Source organism: Thiohalocapsa halophila (assembly GCF_016583825.1).
GTDB lineage: Bacteria > Pseudomonadota > Gammaproteobacteria > Chromatiales > Chromatiaceae > Thiohalocapsa > Thiohalocapsa halophila.
The window spans coordinates 23,981-42,470 of the sequence record NZ_NRRV01000048.1; the positions used below are offsets into that span (position 1 = coordinate 23,981).

Sequence of the window (18,490 nt, forward strand, 5' to 3'; positions counted from 1 at the left end):
TTCGCCTCCCTTATTCGCAGATATGGCCTCTCCAATGGATCCTCCGAACGGGCAGATCCAGCCAGTTTTTGTAAGGTAGTATGGGACGCACGAGAGGTTGTCGCATTATCGGAGTCCGCAGCGGCTCCGCGAGGCGCATCGCTTCCTTTAACGTCAAATATCAAATCCAGCACGAGACGCGAAGAACCGGTAACACCGAACTTTGCACTTGCGAGTGGCGAATCTGATGTTAAAAAGAGTCGGAGAAGTTGCCCACAATCTATCTGAGAGCTCCAATCGCGGTTATCACTTGCGCGTGCGCAGAATCATGCACGTCACCGTATATGGACGCCACAGCCAGCGCGCACGGTCCACGGCCGAGCGCCAATGGGTCGTGCCACTGTAAGGCACAATCAGCTTCAGTAACCAGGCGCCCGCCTTACTTGGCGAGGCAAGAAGCTGGTCGCCGAAGGACTCACACTCCACGACTTCTTGTGCGATGACCGTACACCCAGGAAAAAGCGCAGCCAGCTCGGTGGGCGATGGGCGAAACATCGTATCAATGGGATCCGCGTGGAAGGGGAATGAGTATGGCACACTCACGCCAATGATGCCGTTGTCACTCAACAACGACATGCAGACCGAAATAAAGCCTTGCCTGTCCTGCAGGTGTTCAAGGATGTTGAAGCAGAATAGTGCCTTCGCGTTTACCTGCCGCAAGCGCTCCTGGGTGGTCTCCGCATAGATGTCGCCGGCAATATCGACTCCGGCCTCTTGTCGCAAATCGCTATGGACGACGTCGACGCCCCGTTCGGCGAGCGGCGAGAGGAGGTGTTCGCCGATCTGCGGTTGCTTGGCCGCTCGAAAGCGTGCTGACCCGCTTCCCAGGTTAATCGCCGGCGACAGCTGATTGGGCGGTATATGCGCAAGCTGCCGTCCCAACCACATTGCTTCGTTCTTGAGCATTTCGCACCTTTTCTGATGTCATGACGATCGCCGTAGGTCGTTTACAAGGGGTTGATATTGGGATTTCTCCGCAACGTTTCGTTGCTGCTAGCACCCCAGGCATCAACCCGCCCGCCAATGGGAGAGATCGCGGCAAAGTATCGTTTCCAGTCGCCTGATATCATCCTCGTAAAGCGTCAGCAGATACTCCCTTGTGGCGGCATCCATTGTCGGCCTCACCAGGAGTCGGCGGAACACGCTCGTGTACGTGCGGTGCATCCAGCTCCTGTCCATCCCTGGCGCATAGCGCTTCAGGATAAATCTAACCCTGTTTGCTCCGCGGAGCGCCTCGCGGGCCGCCCAGTTCCGCGGCATGCCGGATATGTTGGCGTGCAGCCCCGTGTCTGGCGCAAAGGATCGGTCGACCCCCAAGAACTCGTAGACCTCCTGGCATGCCCGCTCAGCGTCCGCCCGGAAATCATCGAATAGACCCACGTACATTTGATCCGCATTAAAGCGTTCTCTCCACCGATCAAGCCATTCAGCGTAAAAGCCTGTCCTGGTATAGATATGGCTCTGTGGAATACTTCCCTCCAGGGCGCCGAGCAGGGTAGGGGAGGCTTCGCGCTCATCCCTGCGGAAATGGACAAAGTGAGACCAGGCTCTTTCGATCGGATTTCGCAAAAAGAAAATCAGCTTTACATGAGGGATGGTGTCAGCAATTTTGGCCAACGCATATGCGTCGGAGAAGTATCGCTGAGATGCTTCTCCCCTAGCGATAAAACGCTCCGTGCCAGCGAATAGCGCTTCGTACTCGGATTGCGTCTTGACCGCCACCTCATATCCGGGGCGATCTTCCGGAGGTATCTCTGCCGGCTCCCGGTCGACAAAAGAGAAGAACATGGGCTCCTTCCTTGGCGACGCAAAAACCTGTGGGTGCTGTTTCAGGGCGTGATACAGCGACGTGGTCCCACTCTTGCCTGCCCCGCCAAAGATGAAGTTCGGGAAGGTCATGTTCCATCCCCGGCAGGAGCTAACCGATAAAGCGTTAGGCGCCCACCAATCAATTCTGCAGATCGCCAAGGCCGTGGGCCAGCCGGCGACTGCGAATCCCTAACAATGCTCATCCAACTTACGCCTTTTGTTTCTTCAACAAATAAAAGTTGTGAGAGCACGCGTTGCGAGGTGCTAAGTGATATCTAGCGAAGTCAACAGAAATGCTAAGCATCCAGATGGGCACGAAAAAACGAAATGGATAGCTCCCGAAGTAGCTATGGTAATGCTCCTCAACATCAAAACCGACTGCGGTCAGCGCTTGCTCGTAGGCTCTGGGATAACAACGGTCATAATGCGCCGGGAAGCCTAGGTAACCGGCGGAATTACTGACCAGCGAATGTAAGAGACCAGCTGCGACCCTGCTTGGCAACAGTTGGTTGATTAATGCGAACGGCGCGTACCTATTCGAGAAGCAGACGATCAGTCTCCCGCCTGGGCGAAGAACGCGAAACGCGTTCTGAAGAAAGGCCCTGTTGTCGGGAAGGTGTTCGATCACTGACCGCCCGACGATAAGATCCACGGAATCATCGTCTAAAGGGATTGCCTCGCAGACATCCGCCACCACCCTGTCGTCCAACAGCGGATTGTGTGCCATCTCTTCCCTAGAGATATCGATCCCGACAATTCGCGAAACATGCTTTCCTTTTGGGCCTGGGTCGAAATGGCAGGTGCGTCCTGCGCCGACATCGACAACGGTCAGGGACTGGCCTTCATGTATCAAGGCTTGCAGTCTGCTTGCAAAGTGCGTTTGCGCGTGGGTTCGGGCTACGAAGCCCGGCTCCAGGCGCCGGCACAAGTCCTCGTTCCACCGAACGAACTTAGTGAGGGATCTTTGCAGGTCCATTTATACGTTGGTAACTTCTAAACGACGGTACAGTGGCGCACACATGCCTCGGCCGCCGTCGAGCATCCGCCTGACACACACGCCTGCAAACGACAGGTCGTACATGTGCGATATTTGGTCGCGGACGATTGCGGGCGCCGGGAGGCGCGGCCCCTAGCTAGGTGCGCCGAGACTGACTACCCTTGAGCGTCCTCGTCGGCGCATACGCGCCGGTCTTGTCGCCCATCGCCCAAGACCACAAGCCCAGGGCGAAGGATACTTGCGCGAGTCCGAAAGCATATAGAGCCTTGCGGGCTTGCCTAATCGGAGCAAGGCCCAGCGCTAATACGATCAGGAGCCAGAGAAAATTCAATCCCCATTGCACTAACGCCGAAGTGAGGAACATAATCAGCAGTGCTGGCGAGAAGAAACGCACGAGCTTGTGCAGCCACAGCGCGATGCTGAAAAGCGGGTGAGTTAGCGTTTCTCTCAACCCCCAACGATGAAACGTGGATAGCAATGCTTTTCGCGTCATGCGCGCGCGCTGTCTAAGCTCCTGGGCCGAGGTTTGGTTGGCCCAATCGTAGCAGACAGCATCATCCGCCTGCACCGCGTGCAGCTGTCTAAGCTGCGCCCACAAGCAAATCACTTGATCGAGTGCTTCGAACGGCTTGAGCTCTTGCCAAATGGACAATCGGTAAGCAACACAGGGGCCATCAACCTTGACAAGGATACCGAGCTGCGACTCCCAGGACCGCAGCTTTCGTTCGATGCCTCGATACTTACCGTATCCGTAACCGAGAGACGAGTTACTGGGATCCTGATAGATGACCACAGCTCCAACTACCGCCACCCGAGCGTCTTGGAAAGGAGAAACAAGTCTCACGAGTGTATCGCGCCGGAATATTGCGTCTGCATCCGTCGCGACAACAATCTCCGTTTCGGAAATACTGGGCACGAGATTCTGGGCGAAGGCCGGGCCTTTTGTCTCCGCAAGCTCCACCAGGTTGATGCTTCGGCCAGGGTGACTCTGTATGTATGCGCGGGCCCGATCTGCCGTGCGGTCTGTCGACCCGTCGGATACCACGATTACGCGGATCTTACTTGCGTCGTATTCAGTCTCGAAAATATTGTCGAGGCGTCTGGTAACGTTGTCCTCTTCGTTAAGGGCGGAGAAGTAAACGGTGATCGCCGGTGCGCTGGCCTCTGGGGAAGCGTCGACAGTGGGCCCATAACCTCGCTGCGATGGTCGTCGCAGTCGCACAATGGCACCTAAAACACCTGCAAAGCCACCATACGTTAGCACGAGCAGCGCCCCGGAGACGGCGACGAGAATAGCCGAAGCTGTCACAGAGCTGTCTCCCCTTTAAAATGCGGGGGCGCCGCGACTGCCAGAACACCCTCAACGATCGCCGCGATCTCCCGGTCCCAGGTGTGTCGGCGGGCACGATCCATTCCCGCCGTTGCGAGTGCCAATCGAAATTGCTCATCCACATACAGCCGGTCGATCGCCGCTGCCAGAGCAGATACCGACCCGACAGGCACGAGCATGCCATCCTCCCCGTCCGCGACATGCGTCGGGATGGCCCCGACTGGTGTCAGGATACATGCCAGTCCACTCGCCCACGCTTCCCACAAAGTCTTCGGCAAACCCTCGCCGTAGGACGGCAATACGAATACGTCAGCCTCCCGCAGGAACGGCAAGAGCCGGTCTCTCCGTAATGGTCCGACGAGCTCGACCGCCCCTTCCAGGCGTTCTTTAACAATTCTGTCTTTCAATTCCCCGAAATGCGGACCATCTCCTGCATAGCGTAGGCGGATCATCCGCCCAGAAGCCGTCAGGGCTTTAACCGCGTCTAATAGCTCAAAAATTCCCTTGTGACGGTAGATACGCCCTGCAAAGACTACCTCGAGCCGCTCGGAACGCCGCTCAGTCGCTGAAGACACGATGTCATGGTCTTCGACAAGGTTAGGCAGGACCCATTGTGAGCGGAGGGGCGCACCCATTTCTTCGTACTCCACTGGGTCAATGAAGAAATTCCAATCCGCAATAGCAGCAATCCGACGATGCTGGATATGCTTCCAGCGTGCAAGAAGCCGCGCCGCAAAATGCTTGGGGTGGATGCCCGGGTAATTACTGCGACTCGTATCGAACACAGTGGCCCCCGCCCAGTACGCCATCAGCGGCTTCTTTTCATTTCGCGCGATCCGGGCAATGTCGGCACCCATGGCGTGATGCACCCTCACGATCACAGCACGCGCATCGCGGATCAACTGTGTCATGCGCCGCTTCGACCGGCCGTAGATCAATGCGCGTTTCCGGTAAAAGTCCTCGGTGTTTGCGTAGAAGGGCAATGCTTCAAAGGAAAGACTCTCCGAGAGCGTCAGCGGGTCCAGGCCGGCGCCGGGTGGGCAATGTGACGTACAACGCGACGCCAAACAGAGCCCTCCCAGCGCTGGGGCGGCTGGTGCGATGAAGTGTGGGAACATGTCGCGCAAAGGGTATATACCCTCGGCAGCGGACCGACACATATACGTGTCAGTGAACAATAAGATGTTGCTCACAAGTCATACTCAAACCGATTACAGCTGGGCTCGCTTCACAGAGAGATCCGCCGCCACGGACTCCGCCGGTTCCAAATTTTCACGCTGCACGCTTCCCGCGGTTCAGTCAGAAGCATTTCCAGAAGTGCACAGCGCAACGATAGCACGGTAGGACATGCAGCTCCGCCCCGTTACCCTTTTCGGCGGCTAGCATCGAGCGTCGCAAGTCACGATCTCCGCACTTGCGGCGCTATACCCGAGGCGATCGATCAAATCTGCCCACGCGGGCCCGGATAAGACCGTAGCCCCGACAAGGCGAGAGTGGTTGACCATATTCGTACCATCCCTACGCGCACTTCGTGATCGCGAGCGCTTTCAGACGGCCGCGCTTACGATCACGGGCCATTGCGCGCCCGGTCTTGCTCGTCAAACTCCTGCGCTACCCCGCTTGCTGCGCTCCAGCTCGAACCACTCCCATGTCCTAGTAAGTCCCTCCTCCAGGGAGTATTGCGGCTCAAACCCCAGTAGGGCCGAGGCCCGGTCGAACCTCGCAAAGTTTCGATCCACCTCGCCGGCCCGTTTCGGGGCGTACTCTATTGGGTAGTTGTCGTCTCCAGCGATTCTCGCCATCAGCCGAGCGAGCTCGCCAATGGAGACCTCTCTGCCTGACGCCAGGTGCAGAGGATTAAAGCCCGGCAACGCCGCCCGAAGCGCCAGACCAATACCCTTGCAAAGGTCCTCAACATACAAGAAGTCCCTAGTGGCCGAACCGTCCCCAAAGATCCTGAGCGGGTCCTGACTCATTATTGCTTTGGCGAACGCAGTAACCGCGCCCTTCTTATGCCAACTGCAGGGACCAACAACATTCGCGAATCGTAATGCCGTAACGTGCATGTTGTAGGAGTGGGCGAAAGAGCTACAGTAGGCCTCGCCGCACAATTTACTCGACCCGTAGGGCGAGATGGGGCGAGGCCGGGAGTCCTCGTTGACCGGGGGATCAGCGTTGCCGATGAGGGCACCGCCCGTAGACGCAAATACGAACCGGGCTATACCTCGCTTGCGGCACTCGTCAAGCACCACGAACGTTCCCCTGGCATTGACGTCAAAATTCTCCGCCGGTGCGGCAACAGATTCCACGACCGACCCGAAAGCGGCCAGATGAATCACGGCATCGACGCCTTCCAAGGCTTGTGCGACGGCGGCGCAATCGCGGATATCTCCAACAACAATCTCTGCTCGGCATCCCGCCAAGAGCGATGAATCGCCCTTCGCCAAGTTGTCGAGAACCCTTACCGAGTAGCCGGCTTCTTCGAGCATTGGCACCAAGTTAGCCCCAATGAAGCCGCAGCCGCCAGTGACGAGAATGGTTTCTGCACTTTGAATTGCTGTTGAAACCATCGAATTCAGCTCCGTTCAAGCATTCTGTGAGCGCGCGCTATTGCTGCTTGGATTCGCGCACCAGCACCGGGTCATGGGGTTCGGCGCTCGCAATGACGTCGGCGCTTTCACGTCGCTCCGCATTCCAGAAAGACACACAGGGAATCTTGCTCAAGTCACAGCGATACGCGAACTTCTTGGCAATATCCGTAACCTCATCCATCAAGCCCCCTTCCAGCGTAATTGGGCGGAGACCGTGACTGAGGAACTTATCGTTCGCGACGTGAAGATCGTTTTCGTCATCCTCGTTGCGCGGGTTGGAGACGCGATTCACCTCCGCGCCGGTCATTTTTGCGATCAGCTCCGCCAGATCTCGCACCCGGTGGGTCTCGGTCATCTGGTTATAAATCTGCACCTTGTCGCCCGGCGCGGGCGGGTTCTCGATGGCAATCTGGACGCACCGAACCGTATCCTGAATGTGGATGAACGCGCGGGTCTGGCCGCCGGTACCGTGCACTGTAAGCGGAAACTCCACGGCCGCCTGCATGAGGAACCGATTGAGGACGGTACCATAGTCGCCGTCGTAGTCGAAGCGATTGATCAGGCGCTCGTCCTGTTTCGTCTCCGCCGTTTGGGTACCCCAAACGATGCCTTGGTGCAGGTCCGTAACTCGAACTCGGTCGTTCTTGTTATAGTAGGCAAAGAACAGTTGATCCTGAGTCTTGGTCATGTGGTAGATGCTGCCGGGATTGGGCGGATACAGCACCTCCTGCTCAACCACGTCGCCGCTGTCAGTGCGCACTTGCACCGTCAGATAACCTTCGGGAATCTTCATACCGGCAGTGCCATAGCCATACACGCCCATCGTCCCCAGATGCACGACATGAGTGTCCAGCCCGGCCTCGACTATCGCGGCTAGCAGGTTGTGCGTGGCGTTCAGGTTATTGTCTACTGTATAACGCTTGTGGAAAGAGCTTTTCATGGAATACGGGGCGGCCCTTTGCTCGGCGAAGTGAATCACCGCGTCGGGCTTGTACTCCATCAGGATATCCAACAACCGTACGTAGTTTTTGGCGACATCGAAGTTGAAAAATTCGATGTGCCGGCCGCTCACCTCCCGCCAGGCGGCGGTTCGGACCCCCATGGGCCTTATCGGGGTTAGGCTGTCTGCCTCAAGCTCGTTATCGATGTTTCGCCGCGACAGGTTGTCGATAATGACGACATCATGCCCAAGAGCGGACAAGTGCAGCGACGTAGGCCAGCCACAGAAACCGTCGCCGCCCAGCACGATAATTCTCTTCGATTGCGACATGATTCAGCTTCACAATGTGCGTTGAAAACGGGTGAGCGCGTATGCGCACTGAAGGCACTCGAGCTGCGCCACCAGATGATCAAGATCTTGAATGGGGTGTTGTAGAATCGCGCCACGGCTGGGATCTATATCCCGAAGTCTGGCTTGTGCGACGTAGAGCCTTTGGTTGCTAAGGGAACTGTTGACGTAGGTACCGCTGCCATCGACGAGTTTCACATCACTAACGGCGTCGACCGGCACCCCCAGCTCGCGCGAAACGAGCTGTGTTGCGGCCTCCGCAAGGCCGGTGGTTGAGACGTCTGTTACCCTGCCTCCCGGGAGGTCGAGGGTCGTCTTTTCGATGCCAGGTCTGTAATCGGGCGCTGGCAGCAGGACGTCGTTATTGAATAGCGGCACAACAATCAGCGAATCTGCCCTTTCCACCCGCCAGTAGACACAGGTATCGCCGCTAGGTTTGCGATACTCTTCGCAAAATAGGGTTAGCCATTTGGCGTTGATCTCGGCAATGTCTCGTAACTTGGTCCAAGTGTTGTCCATAGGGATTAGGTGCGTCGCACTCGCGATGTGATAGCTCCGGCACGCTACAGCGACCGCGTAAGGTGATAAAGCCGGCGGGAGGATGAAACGCGCCGGATCCTTGGAATGTGGCAGGGAGACCAACTCCTGCGGCGGACGGCGCCACGACAAGAGGATAGCGGTAAACACGGCGCTCCGGCAAGTGCTGCGCACCCGAGGGGCGGGAATGGCCAACGACGCCAGCACAAGCTGTAGGCGTGTACGCCGAGCGTGGAGGGTATATCTGCGCACAGAAAATGCGACGGCCTTTTGGACCGGTGATACGGTGCGGACTCTGCTTCTCCCTGGGCGAGGGGTCGCTTCTCAAGCGTCTTTGCCCGCGGTGGAACGCGGAGCTGGATCGGCCGCGTGACTACCCGGAAGTTCTTGGGAGAGGATCGCGCGCTGCGTTGTGGCGCCGCTGGCCGCCGGGTCGGTCAGTGGTGCCGCAGCTGCGTTAGTCAGGAACGGGTTCTGAATCTGATCCGTTGGCGGCTGCACAGACGCGGGCTCCGGCCGCGCCTTGGGCTCAAGGTCTGGCGTTCGTCGCTTGCGGCGCGAGCGCCTCTTCGCGGTGTCGGCCAAGAGGTCCGGTGGGTAGAGAAACACCGATAGCAGCAGCGCGAAGACAACCTGGTTGGCCGGCGTGTAGAGGTTGTAGTCCACGAACTCGTGGAAGCTCAGCAGCAGGACGCCGATACCGCTGCCGATTTGGAGGTAGGTGCTGCGGGCGCCACTGTTTGCCGTCAGGACGCGCCGCCACTGCGACACGTAGAGGACAAGCACAAGACCCGGTAACACGACGCCGAGTGCGCCGAGGTCAAAAAACCACTCCAGGTAGTCGTTATGTGCACGGTTGATGAAGGCATTGCCCAACTCCAGCGGTTGGTAGGGCGGGAAGACCGCAGGGAACGCGCCGGGCCCACTACCGATCGGGAAAAACGCACCGGCGCCGAGCAGCGTCTGGTCGAAGAGCTGCCAGCGCGCGTTGTCTTCCAGGCCCGACACCGAAAAGCGATCTAGCACCGGCGCAAGACCGATGCTGATGCCCCCGGCGACCGCCAAGGCCAAAATGACCCCTGCTGGGCCCAAAGCGCTCTTGCGTCCAATCTGGCGGGAGAAGAGCGCGGCTGCGATCACAATGCCGAGGATGGTGAGGGTAATGCCAGTCCGTGACCGCGTAAACACGACACCTAAAATGAGCAGTAAAGCAAGCCCGCCGTAGAGCATCGCCGACTGACCTGGGCGCGACCCGACAGCCGCTGCGGGCTGGTGCAATAGAGCTGGAGCGCCAGCATCGGCCCGAAGCCGACTCAAGGCGTAGAAGAGCAGCGCCAGCGTCAGGGGTAGTGCCATTTCGATGAGGCCGGCCAGGTGATTACGGTTCGCGTACGTGCCAACCGCTGACCAGCGGTGGGACCCTTCCACGGCGAAAGGCGTACCGCCAGTCTGTGCGGTGCCATACTGCAGCAGCCCAAGGAGGGCCTGAAGGGCTGCGATTGCGATGACGAGACCAAGCAGGACGGAGATCTGCGCGGGCTTCAGGGCACGTACACCCAGAAAGACGCTGACGGGAAGGAGCAAGGACAGAACTGCGGCGCCGGCGGCGCCCGGGTAGATCGCCGCCCCGGCGGGCAGCTCGACCGGAGACTGCGGGAGATAGGACGCCGCTCGATTGTATAAGTCCCGACCGGGCAACAACGTTGCTATGTCCGGCGGCAGCGGGAACAGGTACAACGCGGGCAGTAACAGCAGCGCCAGCGCGATGGCGGCTTGGCCGGGGCCGATGACAATGCGCTGCGGCCACCAAAGGCTCAAGGTGAGCAGCCCGATTGCCAGCATCTGGCCGATCAGTGCCGCGAGCGGCGTGGCACCGGCGCGAAACAGCGGGGTAAACGCCATCACCGCCAGCAGGAGGCCGAATGTCACAACAGGTTTGCGTGGGGTCTCTTGCCCGCTTGAGAATCTGGCTCGCAACTTGCTTTGTGTCCTTGTCGGAAGAGCCGGTGCGACGGCGAGCAGATGGCCAACGACGACGTCGTGTGGACGCCTAGGGTCAAGGGCGTGCTGCCGGACAGGCTAATAAATCAGGGGATAAGTAAAGTCTCAGAAAGACGCGCCTGTGGCAAGCGACTAGGCAGACACAGGCGCGCTCGCCGACGGAACGGCTCCAGTTGGTATCAGCGCGGTGGCGAAGCCGGCCGCGTACAGACCTCCGAAGCCCGTAACCGAAAGAGACCACTGGCCCCGTACGGCCGCGGGTCAGGCCGCTTGATCGGCAAAGCGAACATCGCTCGCCACGACCTAGCACTACCGCACTGCCACCGAGGACGCTTTCTGACGAACGAGTCCCCCGGGAACAGGATGCCGCCAACCGTACACGGCAATATCTTGCGTCGCGCGAACAGCACTTTCACGGATACTCAACGCCATGCCGCGGTTGCCGCCCTGCCCTGTTTGCGGCTACCGGGCCACGCTCGCTTAGGCGTTCGATGAAGCGAACCGCCGTCCGCGAGCCGCCTCGTACTCAGCAATTCGTCGGCCTGGCCTTTACGGGTTCGGGACACACCGGAGCCTATAGGAGAACTCGACGTTGCCTGTTCCGGGGGGAGGTGGAGTCTCAAAGGATAAGCTCATCTTTCGGTTACTGTATGAAACCCAATATTTCCGCGCCTGCATGTCGGGTGTCATCGGTGTAACAATTGCCCAAAATCCTCTCGCCCACTCCGCCTTGCCACCAGGCATCCTAGGTGTCATTGGCCAAGTTAGCCTTACACCATCCCCATCTCCTTCGACGACCCCCTGTCCTTCATATCGAGCCGCCGTGCCGTCGCCTCCGCCCCGTGGGTAAGACCCGCGGCCAACCAGGTTGGTCAAATCGATATTGTTGACTGCGTCATAGGTTACGTAAAACCCCACAACATTGTTACCATCATCCTTCCCGCATTTGAACCCAGCAAACCCGTGGAGGTTGATAATGTTGTCCTTCGTCTCCTCGGCGCTGCCCGTCTTTCCCAACTGGAAGAAGGTCCCGTCCGACGCGTTGATCTCGCACTTGTTGCCACGACCTTCGAAAATCATCGTATCCGCGTGTTGGTCAAAGACCGAGAACTCCTGCTTTGCGAGCACTAGGTTTACTAAGCAGCGCCGTACGATCATGTTCGGTTCCTCAGTCGCCCGGGAAGTGGTGCCGAAGGTACTGTACATGCGCGGCGACAGTGTGCCGGAAATCGTACAGTTCTCGAAAACGGCATTTTTCATGCCAGCAGTGTAGCCGCGGCCTTCCATTCCGCTGAATTCAATGTGGGCCAGTGAGAACCTACCTGTGCCTTCGCATTCGATACCGATCTGCGACGCACCCAACTTACCTTCCTTGTGCATATCTATCTTGATATTACCCGCGAAAAGTGCCCCGTCACCGAGGTGAAGATCGCCTTTTCGCGTCTTATACATCCGAAACGCCCAAGTCCCGCGCAGGCGCGTTCCGCTGCCACCCCATATGCCCCAGTCGTTACCATCGCTTTCGTACACCATGTGGCTCTTGGGCGAAAAACGTACGTTCGCAGGGATATGGATGCCGTGCCCCAGAACCCCCGCTTTCGTTACCTTGGGTGCAAGCGTTTGAGACCCATACACATGCACGAAAGGGCAATGCCACGATGAGGCTGCCATAATCCCAATGCTCCGGCATCCTTGGCATTCAAGATAGTTGAAAACGGCATCTGGACAATTTAGTAACCGCATCCCAATCCAGCAACGATGCACCATCAGCATATCGGCAGCTATATGTGCAGTCAGAACCGCATTATTGTGAAAAGTGTGGTTGGCACAAACCAGCTCAAGGCCACAGACATTTTCATTACAATCCACCTGTTGAGCGCCTGAGGCGCCGATGATATCAACATGCCCCCACTTCTGATAGTCAGAGCAAATGCCCAGAATGACATTGTTCGCTCCGATCATCGCATGGTTATTCGCATGCAGCACTAGCCTACCCCGACAGCCGACCATGTCAGTGTGATTGTTCACGCTCGGCTTTACGAACTGGTCGTCATAGTGTTCAGTGGCCAACATATGTGTCATGTCATTGTTGGCTGACAACACTGCGTCCTTCAGAAACACGCCGGGCTTTAATGTCACCTGGCCAGAGATGGTGAGGTTCGTGCTCTTGCAGTCAATGGCGGCTAACCGGTCAGGTAGTGTTGTACGAAAATCTATGCCAGCGTGACTCGCGGCCAAACAGTCGATCGCCGCCTGCAACGGCAGCTGATTATCAGTACGCTCCGGACTAGCGCCAAACCAGGCGGCGGATATGTCTCCATCGAACTGTCGCACCCAGCGGCCGGTACCACGCTGGTCGATTGGCATGAGCACAGTGCCTGTGTTGTCGATATCATCACTTGCCGGGTCCCAGCGCCACAACCCGCCGCCGCCGTCGCCCGCTGCTAAGGCGCCCAACGTTCGAACGGCATGTGACGGCATCTCAGCAGGATCGGCAGTGCGAAGGTCATTCGCTGCGTTTACATTACAGACACTTTTACACGGGGCGGCTTCAAGCGTTTGGGCAACCGAGTTCATGCCGAAGAAACTCGGCATAGCCCCGAAGAGAAACGTTCTGCGCTTTATCATAGCGGAGGGTTGCTCCGTACATTCCAGTAGTGCATCGCCTCCTGCCCGAGGCTGATCTGGTGTTGGCAATGTCGGGATCGATGAAGGGCATCGGAACCGGCAGCACGGCGAACCTGCAGTGCGGGATGGGGGCAAAGGGGCCAGGCTTGAATGGCGCTGACTTAAGAATGGGACCACTAAAATCAGTAACATAGACTTACCCTGCGCAGCGAAGCCCCGAGATTGCAGGGCAAGCATGGCGCGGAAGTCGGCGAAACGGGCGCCCGGAGCGGCCCGCCGCAAGAGTTGTGATACCGCAAGTATCTGATTGATTGGGATTGCCTGTTTAGGTTAGCGCCATTCGGGCTGGATTGACCCAAAGCGCATGCGATGCCCCTCGCGTTTCAAGTAGCAGCCGGCGATTCTCAACTTTCTCTACAGCAAAATCCTTTTCATCCAACAGCGACCGTGTCACGGATGGCATCGTGTGGAAGGCCACGTAGGATATCGGAGGTGCGGTCGTCCAGGATCATTTCGATCGCCCGCCGAAGCCTTTCCTTGGCTTCCTCCAGCGTGTCGCGTTGTCCATTTGCGCCTGGTACTTCCGGACGGGCCGGGGCAGCGGTATGGACAGGCAGGCGTCGAGACGTTTCATCGGTACGCGGAGGTCTCCGGATTCTTGCATGCCGGAAATGTTCTTTTGGCGCGCGCTCGACGCGAGCAGCGGGGGGAGTCAGTGCGGGTGGCGGGAGGCATGCGGCCTTCGCGGGGCTCGGCGCCCAGGGCGCAGTCGTAGATTTTGGCCTGTCCGCCGGTGACCTGCTGGAGCTTGGCTCTGGGCTCTGGGAGCGGCTCGAAACAGATGAGCTGCGCCTTGGGCCAACGGATGCGGGCGTAGACAGCAAATTGCCCTTTGTTGGCGCCGACGTCGATGACCGTGGCAAAGCTGTCGCCTGCGAGGGGGGTGTCGTGGTCAAAGGTGGCCGCCACGCCGTGGCGCAGGGCGGGCCAGCTGGCCGGGGTTTGCAGGAGCTTGATGTACTCGCGCAGACGGGACGACATGGACAGGGTTCTTCCGGATTGGGCGCTGGTGGCAGGCGTCGGGCTTGGCCCAGGTCTGTCAGTGTCGGAGGATCTTAACGCAGTCAGTAGTCCGGAAATGCCGCGACCGCTCGACGCTGCCAAGGATCGGACCAGGACCGATCGCGGCGTCTTCACGTGACAGCTGCCTCGTTGTGGTTGTCGTCGATTCGCGGGATGCCAGGGCGTAGCTCAAGCTGCCCAAAGACCGTCGAGGGCGATGACAACGGCATCGAAGGGCGGTGCACGGACCTGATCGCGGTCGGCAAATCGACCAGTCTCGCGCCAGGCCCCATCATCGAGCGCATCGGTCTCCAATGTTCGCTTGCGCGGATCCAGCGGCCAAGCGAAGGCAACACCAAAGCGGGCATAGATCGGCAACTTGATCTCCCGATCCTTGCTCTCGGTGGATGAGGATAGGATCTCGCAGACCCAGTCCGGCACCACCGTAAATCGGTGTCCGTCCGGCACGCTCGGCATCCGCTCGCGCCGCCAGCCGGCGATGTCCGGCACATCCACCTCGACATCCTCGAGGAGATGCAGCTCGGGCTCGTCGATGATCCACCAGCCTCCGCGACCGCCCCGCCCCTTGCTGAACGACGTAAAGAGCTCTGCCACGAGCGCGGACGCCGCATAAGCGTGTCGTCCTGTGGGACGCGGCTGCGTGTGAAGCTGACCGTTGAGGATCTCGCCGATCAAGCCGGGTGGAAGCGACTCAAGCTGTTGATAGAGCGACGATTCAGCGCGTGCGTGCATGGGGCGCCTCTCGATGGCGACGGCGAAAACAAACGCAGCGCGGCGCTACGGAGCCGAGACTTGACCATTGCGCTGTTCGCAGGTGCAGGTTAAGCACCGGCCGGACCCGAGTCAACGCGGCAGGATATTCGGTCCGGCAGGCACGCATTTGGCCGAAGGGCGTCAGGGTCTTGCAAACAAGCATCGTCTCCACTGGCGGCGCAGGAAATGACCGTGATGCCGGCTCGGCCTCGCACCAGACATGCGTGCACGCACCGGGCCGGGAGAACACCGCCGCCGGCCGGCGACAATGGGTAAGCGTCAACGCCCCGGGGATGCGGCATGAGCCACGATCAGAAATCCAAGAACCTCGTCCTCGACTAGCCGCGCGCGGCGTTCGCCCTGTTCGCCGCCGCCGAGGCGGCAATGATCGATGCGGCTGCGCGCATCATCTCTAGTGCGTCAGCATGGTTTGGGTCTTGGGTTTGGTGTGGGAGCGGCATCCTTGCCGCGACTGTGTGGCTTGAGCTCTGGGAGTCTTCGCGGCCAGAGGCCGCTCCCACAGCGGCCCGAGCGTTCCGTGGGAGCGGCATCCTTGCCGCGGCGGTGCACTGGCGGTGCTGGCAGAGTTTTCGCGGCCAGAGGCCGCTCCCACGGCGAGGCGAGCGCTCCGTGGGAGCGGCGTCCTTGCCGCGACGGTGCGGCGCCAGCGCTGCCAGAGGCTTCGCGGCCAGAGGCCGCTCCCACAACTTCCGGCGGTTGGTCATGTCAAAAAAAGCTCTTCAGCACTAGAGCGGCAACGCCTCCAAGCAAGAGGCCCAGCATCCACTTGACGACGGTTAGGTCGCTTTTGATCGGCGCGAGCTCGATCTGCAAATCCTTGCGGGTAACGAGCTCCGAATCTTCAAGCGCGAAGCGAAGGGCCTCAGTGAGAGCTTCCGCCTGATTCTCTTGAAAACCGGCTTCTCGGAGTCGGCGGACGAACTTGTGCGTATCGAACGTGACGCTGGCCATATTGGAGCCGATCTTACAGTTCTCCCCCGTTTGCTAAAAGGGGCGCCCTCGGCACAAAAGATGCCGCGATGCTAGACCGCCGGTAACCTGGTGGACTGCGCTTCGCTTGTCCACCCTACGCCCTGCGCCTGCCCGAGTGGTCGGAGTTGTTATCGAGGCCGTTTGCTAAACGGGCGCCCTCAGCACACATGATGCCGCGACGCTAACCCCAAAACAAGTTTCTGCGAGGGCTCATCACCCCGAAAAGTCGGCCTTCTCGCCAGCACTTTCCGCCCGCGGCGATGCGCCTTCCGGCTCTGCCTCTTACCCTGGCCCCCTCGTGGGGACAGACGGGGCGAAACGGTGGCGTTACTTATGCTTCGCCTCACGGATCTGCACCGGGTCGTGTTGCTCGGCGGCATCGGCGGCGTGGGCACTCTCGCGACGGTTCGTCGGCGACGCGATCCTCGCCTTGGCCTTTGGACCGGAGTACACGCGCGGCCACACGGCGCCGATGCTGCTGTCGCTCGGCCAGCTGGTCAACGCCGGCATGGGCTCGGTCAACGTCCTGCTCAATATGACCGGGCACGAGCGCGATACCCTGCGCGGCGTCGCCGTGGCCGCCCTGGCCAACCTCATCTTGAATTTCCTGCTCATCCCGCCATTTGGCCTGGTGGGCGCTGCGGCCGCCACCGCCTGCACCTTCGTGATCTGGAATCTGCTGCTGCGGCGCGCCGTGTTGCAGCGCATTCAGATCGAGAGCATGGCCTTTTCGCTCCGGCGGGCTTAGGGAGATACTGGGTTATAATGGACAGGAGTGAGTTGCGAGGGGCGAGGTTCGAGGAAGAGAAGGCCCATCAGCAGGTTTGTGACGGGACAAACCGAAAACGGGCGTGCGCTGGATATATTGGCCTCGCCTGACCGAAAAACGGTCGGGGCCCGCCCTGATTTGAAAATGCAAGATCCTTGGGTCTTGCGCAGCAATTCCCGCCATGTACGCCAGCAAGCGCCGCACACCGGCACCGGCCCGACGGGCGCACGGACAGACACAGCAGATCGCTCGCGCCGGGCGGCGTGATGGCGACGGTGGCGGATTGTTCCCCTCAAGAGACACGTCGAGCACGTTCGGTCACGGCCGGCGGCTTGGAGGTGTCGTAGCCGAGCGCGATCTGCTGTGGCGCGATGATCAGTTCAGGTATTCAACCTGAAGGCCAGCAACGCGCTGAAATGTGGCGTCGCCGGTCATGAAACGGTGTGTCTCGCCGAGCTGCAGGCAACTGGCGGCCTGCAGAGCATCGGGTGTACGGAGTCCGTGGCGGACTCGAATCGCCGTGGCGAGCTCGACGACGTCGCGGTTCAGTTCAACCCAGATTAAGTCGGGCCGCGCAAAGAAGCCGTCGTAAGCCTGTAGCAAACCCGCCTGCTTCTGCTTCATCGGCCCCACTCGCGCTTCGAGCCAGGTGAGTCGGCTGATCGCGAGTTGGAGCGCAGGCGCCTGCTCTGTCAGGTTTGTGCATCGAGAACACCGCGATGCGGAGGCGGAGGTATGCCGTCATCGGGGGCTCTGGGGTCTTGCAATCAAGCATCCGGGTTTGGTGTTCGACCTGATCGGCACAATTCCCCGCGGGCGCGAGGCGCCACCCGGCTCGGGACGAAACAGGGGCAGCACGGCCGCGACGCGTCGCCGCCGCTGGTAAACTTTCGGCGGGTCGACCATCACCCCGATCTCTGAGTTATGGCGTTAGCAGAAGAAGACATCCAGTTCATCAAGGACCACCTTGGCGAGTGGCTCGCGGAGCAGTCGCTCGGCAACCCGACGGCTGTCTACGAAATCGAGCTGCGCGAGCGCATGGTGCGGGTGGAGGAGGAGCTCAAGCATCAGCGTGAGCTGATGCGCGAGGGCTTCGCGCGGATGGATGAACGCTTCGAGCATATAAACAAACGCCTCGAGGCCGCGGACCAGCGCCATCGAGAGCTGCGCGAGGACATGCTGGCTCGCTTCGAGCAGGTGGACAAGCGCTTCGAGCAGGTGGACAAGCGCTTCGATGAGATGCTAAGGCGGCATGACCGGCATTTCCTCTGGCTTGTCGGTTTTATTGCGACGAGTGCGGGGCTCATTCTCGCTGCCATCCGCTTCACGGCTTGAGCTCTTGAAGTCTTCGCGGCCAGAGCCCGCTCGCACAGCAACCCGCGCGCTCCGTGGGAGCGGCATCCTTGCCGCGACGATGCGCTGCCGGCGCTGCCGGACTCGTCGCGGCCAGAGGCCGCTCCCACGGCAACCAGAGCGCCCCGTGGTGCGAGTGGGATTGACGCGCCACTATCGCCGGTGGGCACGGGGGTGGTACCCACGTGTGGCCTGCTTGCGCAGCCCCTTATGCAGCCGGTGCGTCTCGCCACAGACTTTCGGGGTGTATGCTGGAAGGTCAGCGCCGATCCGTCACGGAGCACATTTATGAGCGCGCCCGCCCCGATGTCCCCGCTCA

The 18,490-nt window shown here is 59.7% G+C and carries 16 protein-coding genes; 2 read left to right on the forward strand and 14 right to left on the reverse strand.

Annotation, left to right across the window (positions count from 1 at the left end; translation table 11 throughout):
- Positions 1-285: 285 nt before the first annotated feature.
- From CKO31_RS17535 to CKO31_RS17595, 13 genes are all read right to left on the reverse strand, one after another.
- Positions 286-945: a class I SAM-dependent methyltransferase gene (locus tag CKO31_RS17535; RefSeq protein WP_200240034.1), complete on the reverse strand. Its 660-nt coding sequence runs from the start codon at positions 943-945 to the stop codon at positions 286-288.
- A 102-nt stretch (positions 946-1,047) separates the two neighbouring features.
- Positions 1,048-1,938, reverse strand: a complete 891-nt coding sequence (locus tag CKO31_RS17540) for a sulfotransferase (RefSeq protein ID WP_200240036.1) — start codon at positions 1,936-1,938, stop codon at positions 1,048-1,050.
- A 118-nt stretch (positions 1,939-2,056) separates the two neighbouring features.
- Positions 2,057-2,824 carry a class I SAM-dependent methyltransferase gene (locus CKO31_RS17545; RefSeq protein ID WP_369075137.1) on the reverse strand — a complete coding sequence of 256 codons (768 nt, stop codon included), beginning with the start codon at positions 2,822-2,824 and terminating at the stop codon, positions 2,057-2,059.
- 157 nt (positions 2,825-2,981) lie between these two features.
- Positions 2,982-4,154, reverse strand: a complete 1,173-nt coding sequence (locus CKO31_RS17550) for a glycosyltransferase (protein WP_200240040.1) — start codon at positions 4,152-4,154, stop codon at positions 2,982-2,984.
- The gene (locus CKO31_RS17555; RefSeq protein WP_242475464.1) at positions 4,151-5,293 is read right to left on the reverse strand and encodes a glycosyltransferase family 4 protein; all 1,143 of its coding nucleotides are present in this window, start codon (positions 5,291-5,293) and stop codon (positions 4,151-4,153) included. Before CKO31_RS17555 ends, CKO31_RS17550 begins: the two co-directional genes overlap by 4 nt.
- 480 nt (positions 5,294-5,773) lie before the next feature.
- A complete protein-coding gene (locus tag CKO31_RS17560; RefSeq protein ID WP_200240043.1) occupies positions 5,774-6,745 on the reverse strand; it encodes an NAD-dependent epimerase/dehydratase family protein in 972 nt (323 codons plus the stop codon).
- Positions 6,746-6,782: 37 nt separating this feature from the next.
- A complete protein-coding gene (locus CKO31_RS17565; protein WP_200240045.1) occupies positions 6,783-8,036 on the reverse strand; it encodes an NAD-dependent epimerase/dehydratase family protein in 1,254 nt (417 codons plus the stop codon).
- A gap of 9 nt (positions 8,037-8,045) precedes the next feature.
- A complete protein-coding gene (locus CKO31_RS17570; RefSeq protein ID WP_200240047.1) occupies positions 8,046-8,573 on the reverse strand; it encodes a hypothetical protein in 528 nt (175 codons plus the stop codon).
- A gap of 342 nt (positions 8,574-8,915) precedes the next feature.
- A complete protein-coding gene (locus tag CKO31_RS27420) occupies positions 8,916-10,520 on the reverse strand; it encodes an O-antigen ligase family protein (protein WP_200240049.1) in 1,605 nt (534 codons plus the stop codon).
- A 621-nt stretch (positions 10,521-11,141) separates the two neighbouring features.
- The gene (locus CKO31_RS17580) at positions 11,142-13,220 is read right to left on the reverse strand and encodes a putative phage tail protein (protein ID WP_200240051.1); all 2,079 of its coding nucleotides are present in this window, start codon (positions 13,218-13,220) and stop codon (positions 11,142-11,144) included.
- Positions 13,221-13,850: 630 nt separating this feature from the next.
- Positions 13,851-14,261 carry an FkbM family methyltransferase gene (locus tag CKO31_RS17585; protein WP_200240053.1) on the reverse strand — a complete coding sequence of 137 codons (411 nt, stop codon included), beginning with the start codon at positions 14,259-14,261 and terminating at the stop codon, positions 13,851-13,853.
- 210 nt (positions 14,262-14,471) lie between these two features.
- Complete coding sequence (locus CKO31_RS17590; RefSeq protein WP_200240055.1) at positions 14,472-15,035, reverse strand: Uma2 family endonuclease; 564 nt, start codon at positions 15,033-15,035, stop codon at positions 14,472-14,474.
- Positions 15,036-15,782: 747 nt separating this feature from the next.
- Positions 15,783-16,028 carry a coiled-coil domain-containing protein gene (locus CKO31_RS17595; RefSeq protein ID WP_200240057.1) on the reverse strand — a complete coding sequence of 82 codons (246 nt, stop codon included), beginning with the start codon at positions 16,026-16,028 and terminating at the stop codon, positions 15,783-15,785.
- Positions 16,029-16,521: 493 nt separating this feature from the next.
- Between CKO31_RS17595 and CKO31_RS17600 the strand changes: the two genes are divergently transcribed.
- Entirely contained in the window at positions 16,522-16,797 is a 276-nt protein-coding gene (locus tag CKO31_RS17600; protein WP_200240058.1) for a polysaccharide biosynthesis C-terminal domain-containing protein, read from the forward strand.
- A 396-nt stretch (positions 16,798-17,193) separates the two neighbouring features.
- Here CKO31_RS17600 and CKO31_RS17605 read toward each other — a convergent pair whose 3' ends face one another.
- Entirely contained in the window at positions 17,194-17,514 is a 321-nt protein-coding gene (locus CKO31_RS17605) for a type II toxin-antitoxin system VapC family toxin (RefSeq protein WP_200240062.1), read from the reverse strand.
- Between the two features lie 228 nt (positions 17,515-17,742).
- Between CKO31_RS17605 and CKO31_RS17610 the strand changes: the two genes are divergently transcribed.
- On the forward strand, positions 17,743-18,153 hold the full coding sequence (locus CKO31_RS17610; RefSeq protein ID WP_200240060.1) for a hypothetical protein: 411 nt from the start codon (positions 17,743-17,745) through the stop codon (positions 18,151-18,153).
- Positions 18,154-18,490 lie beyond the last annotated feature (337 nt).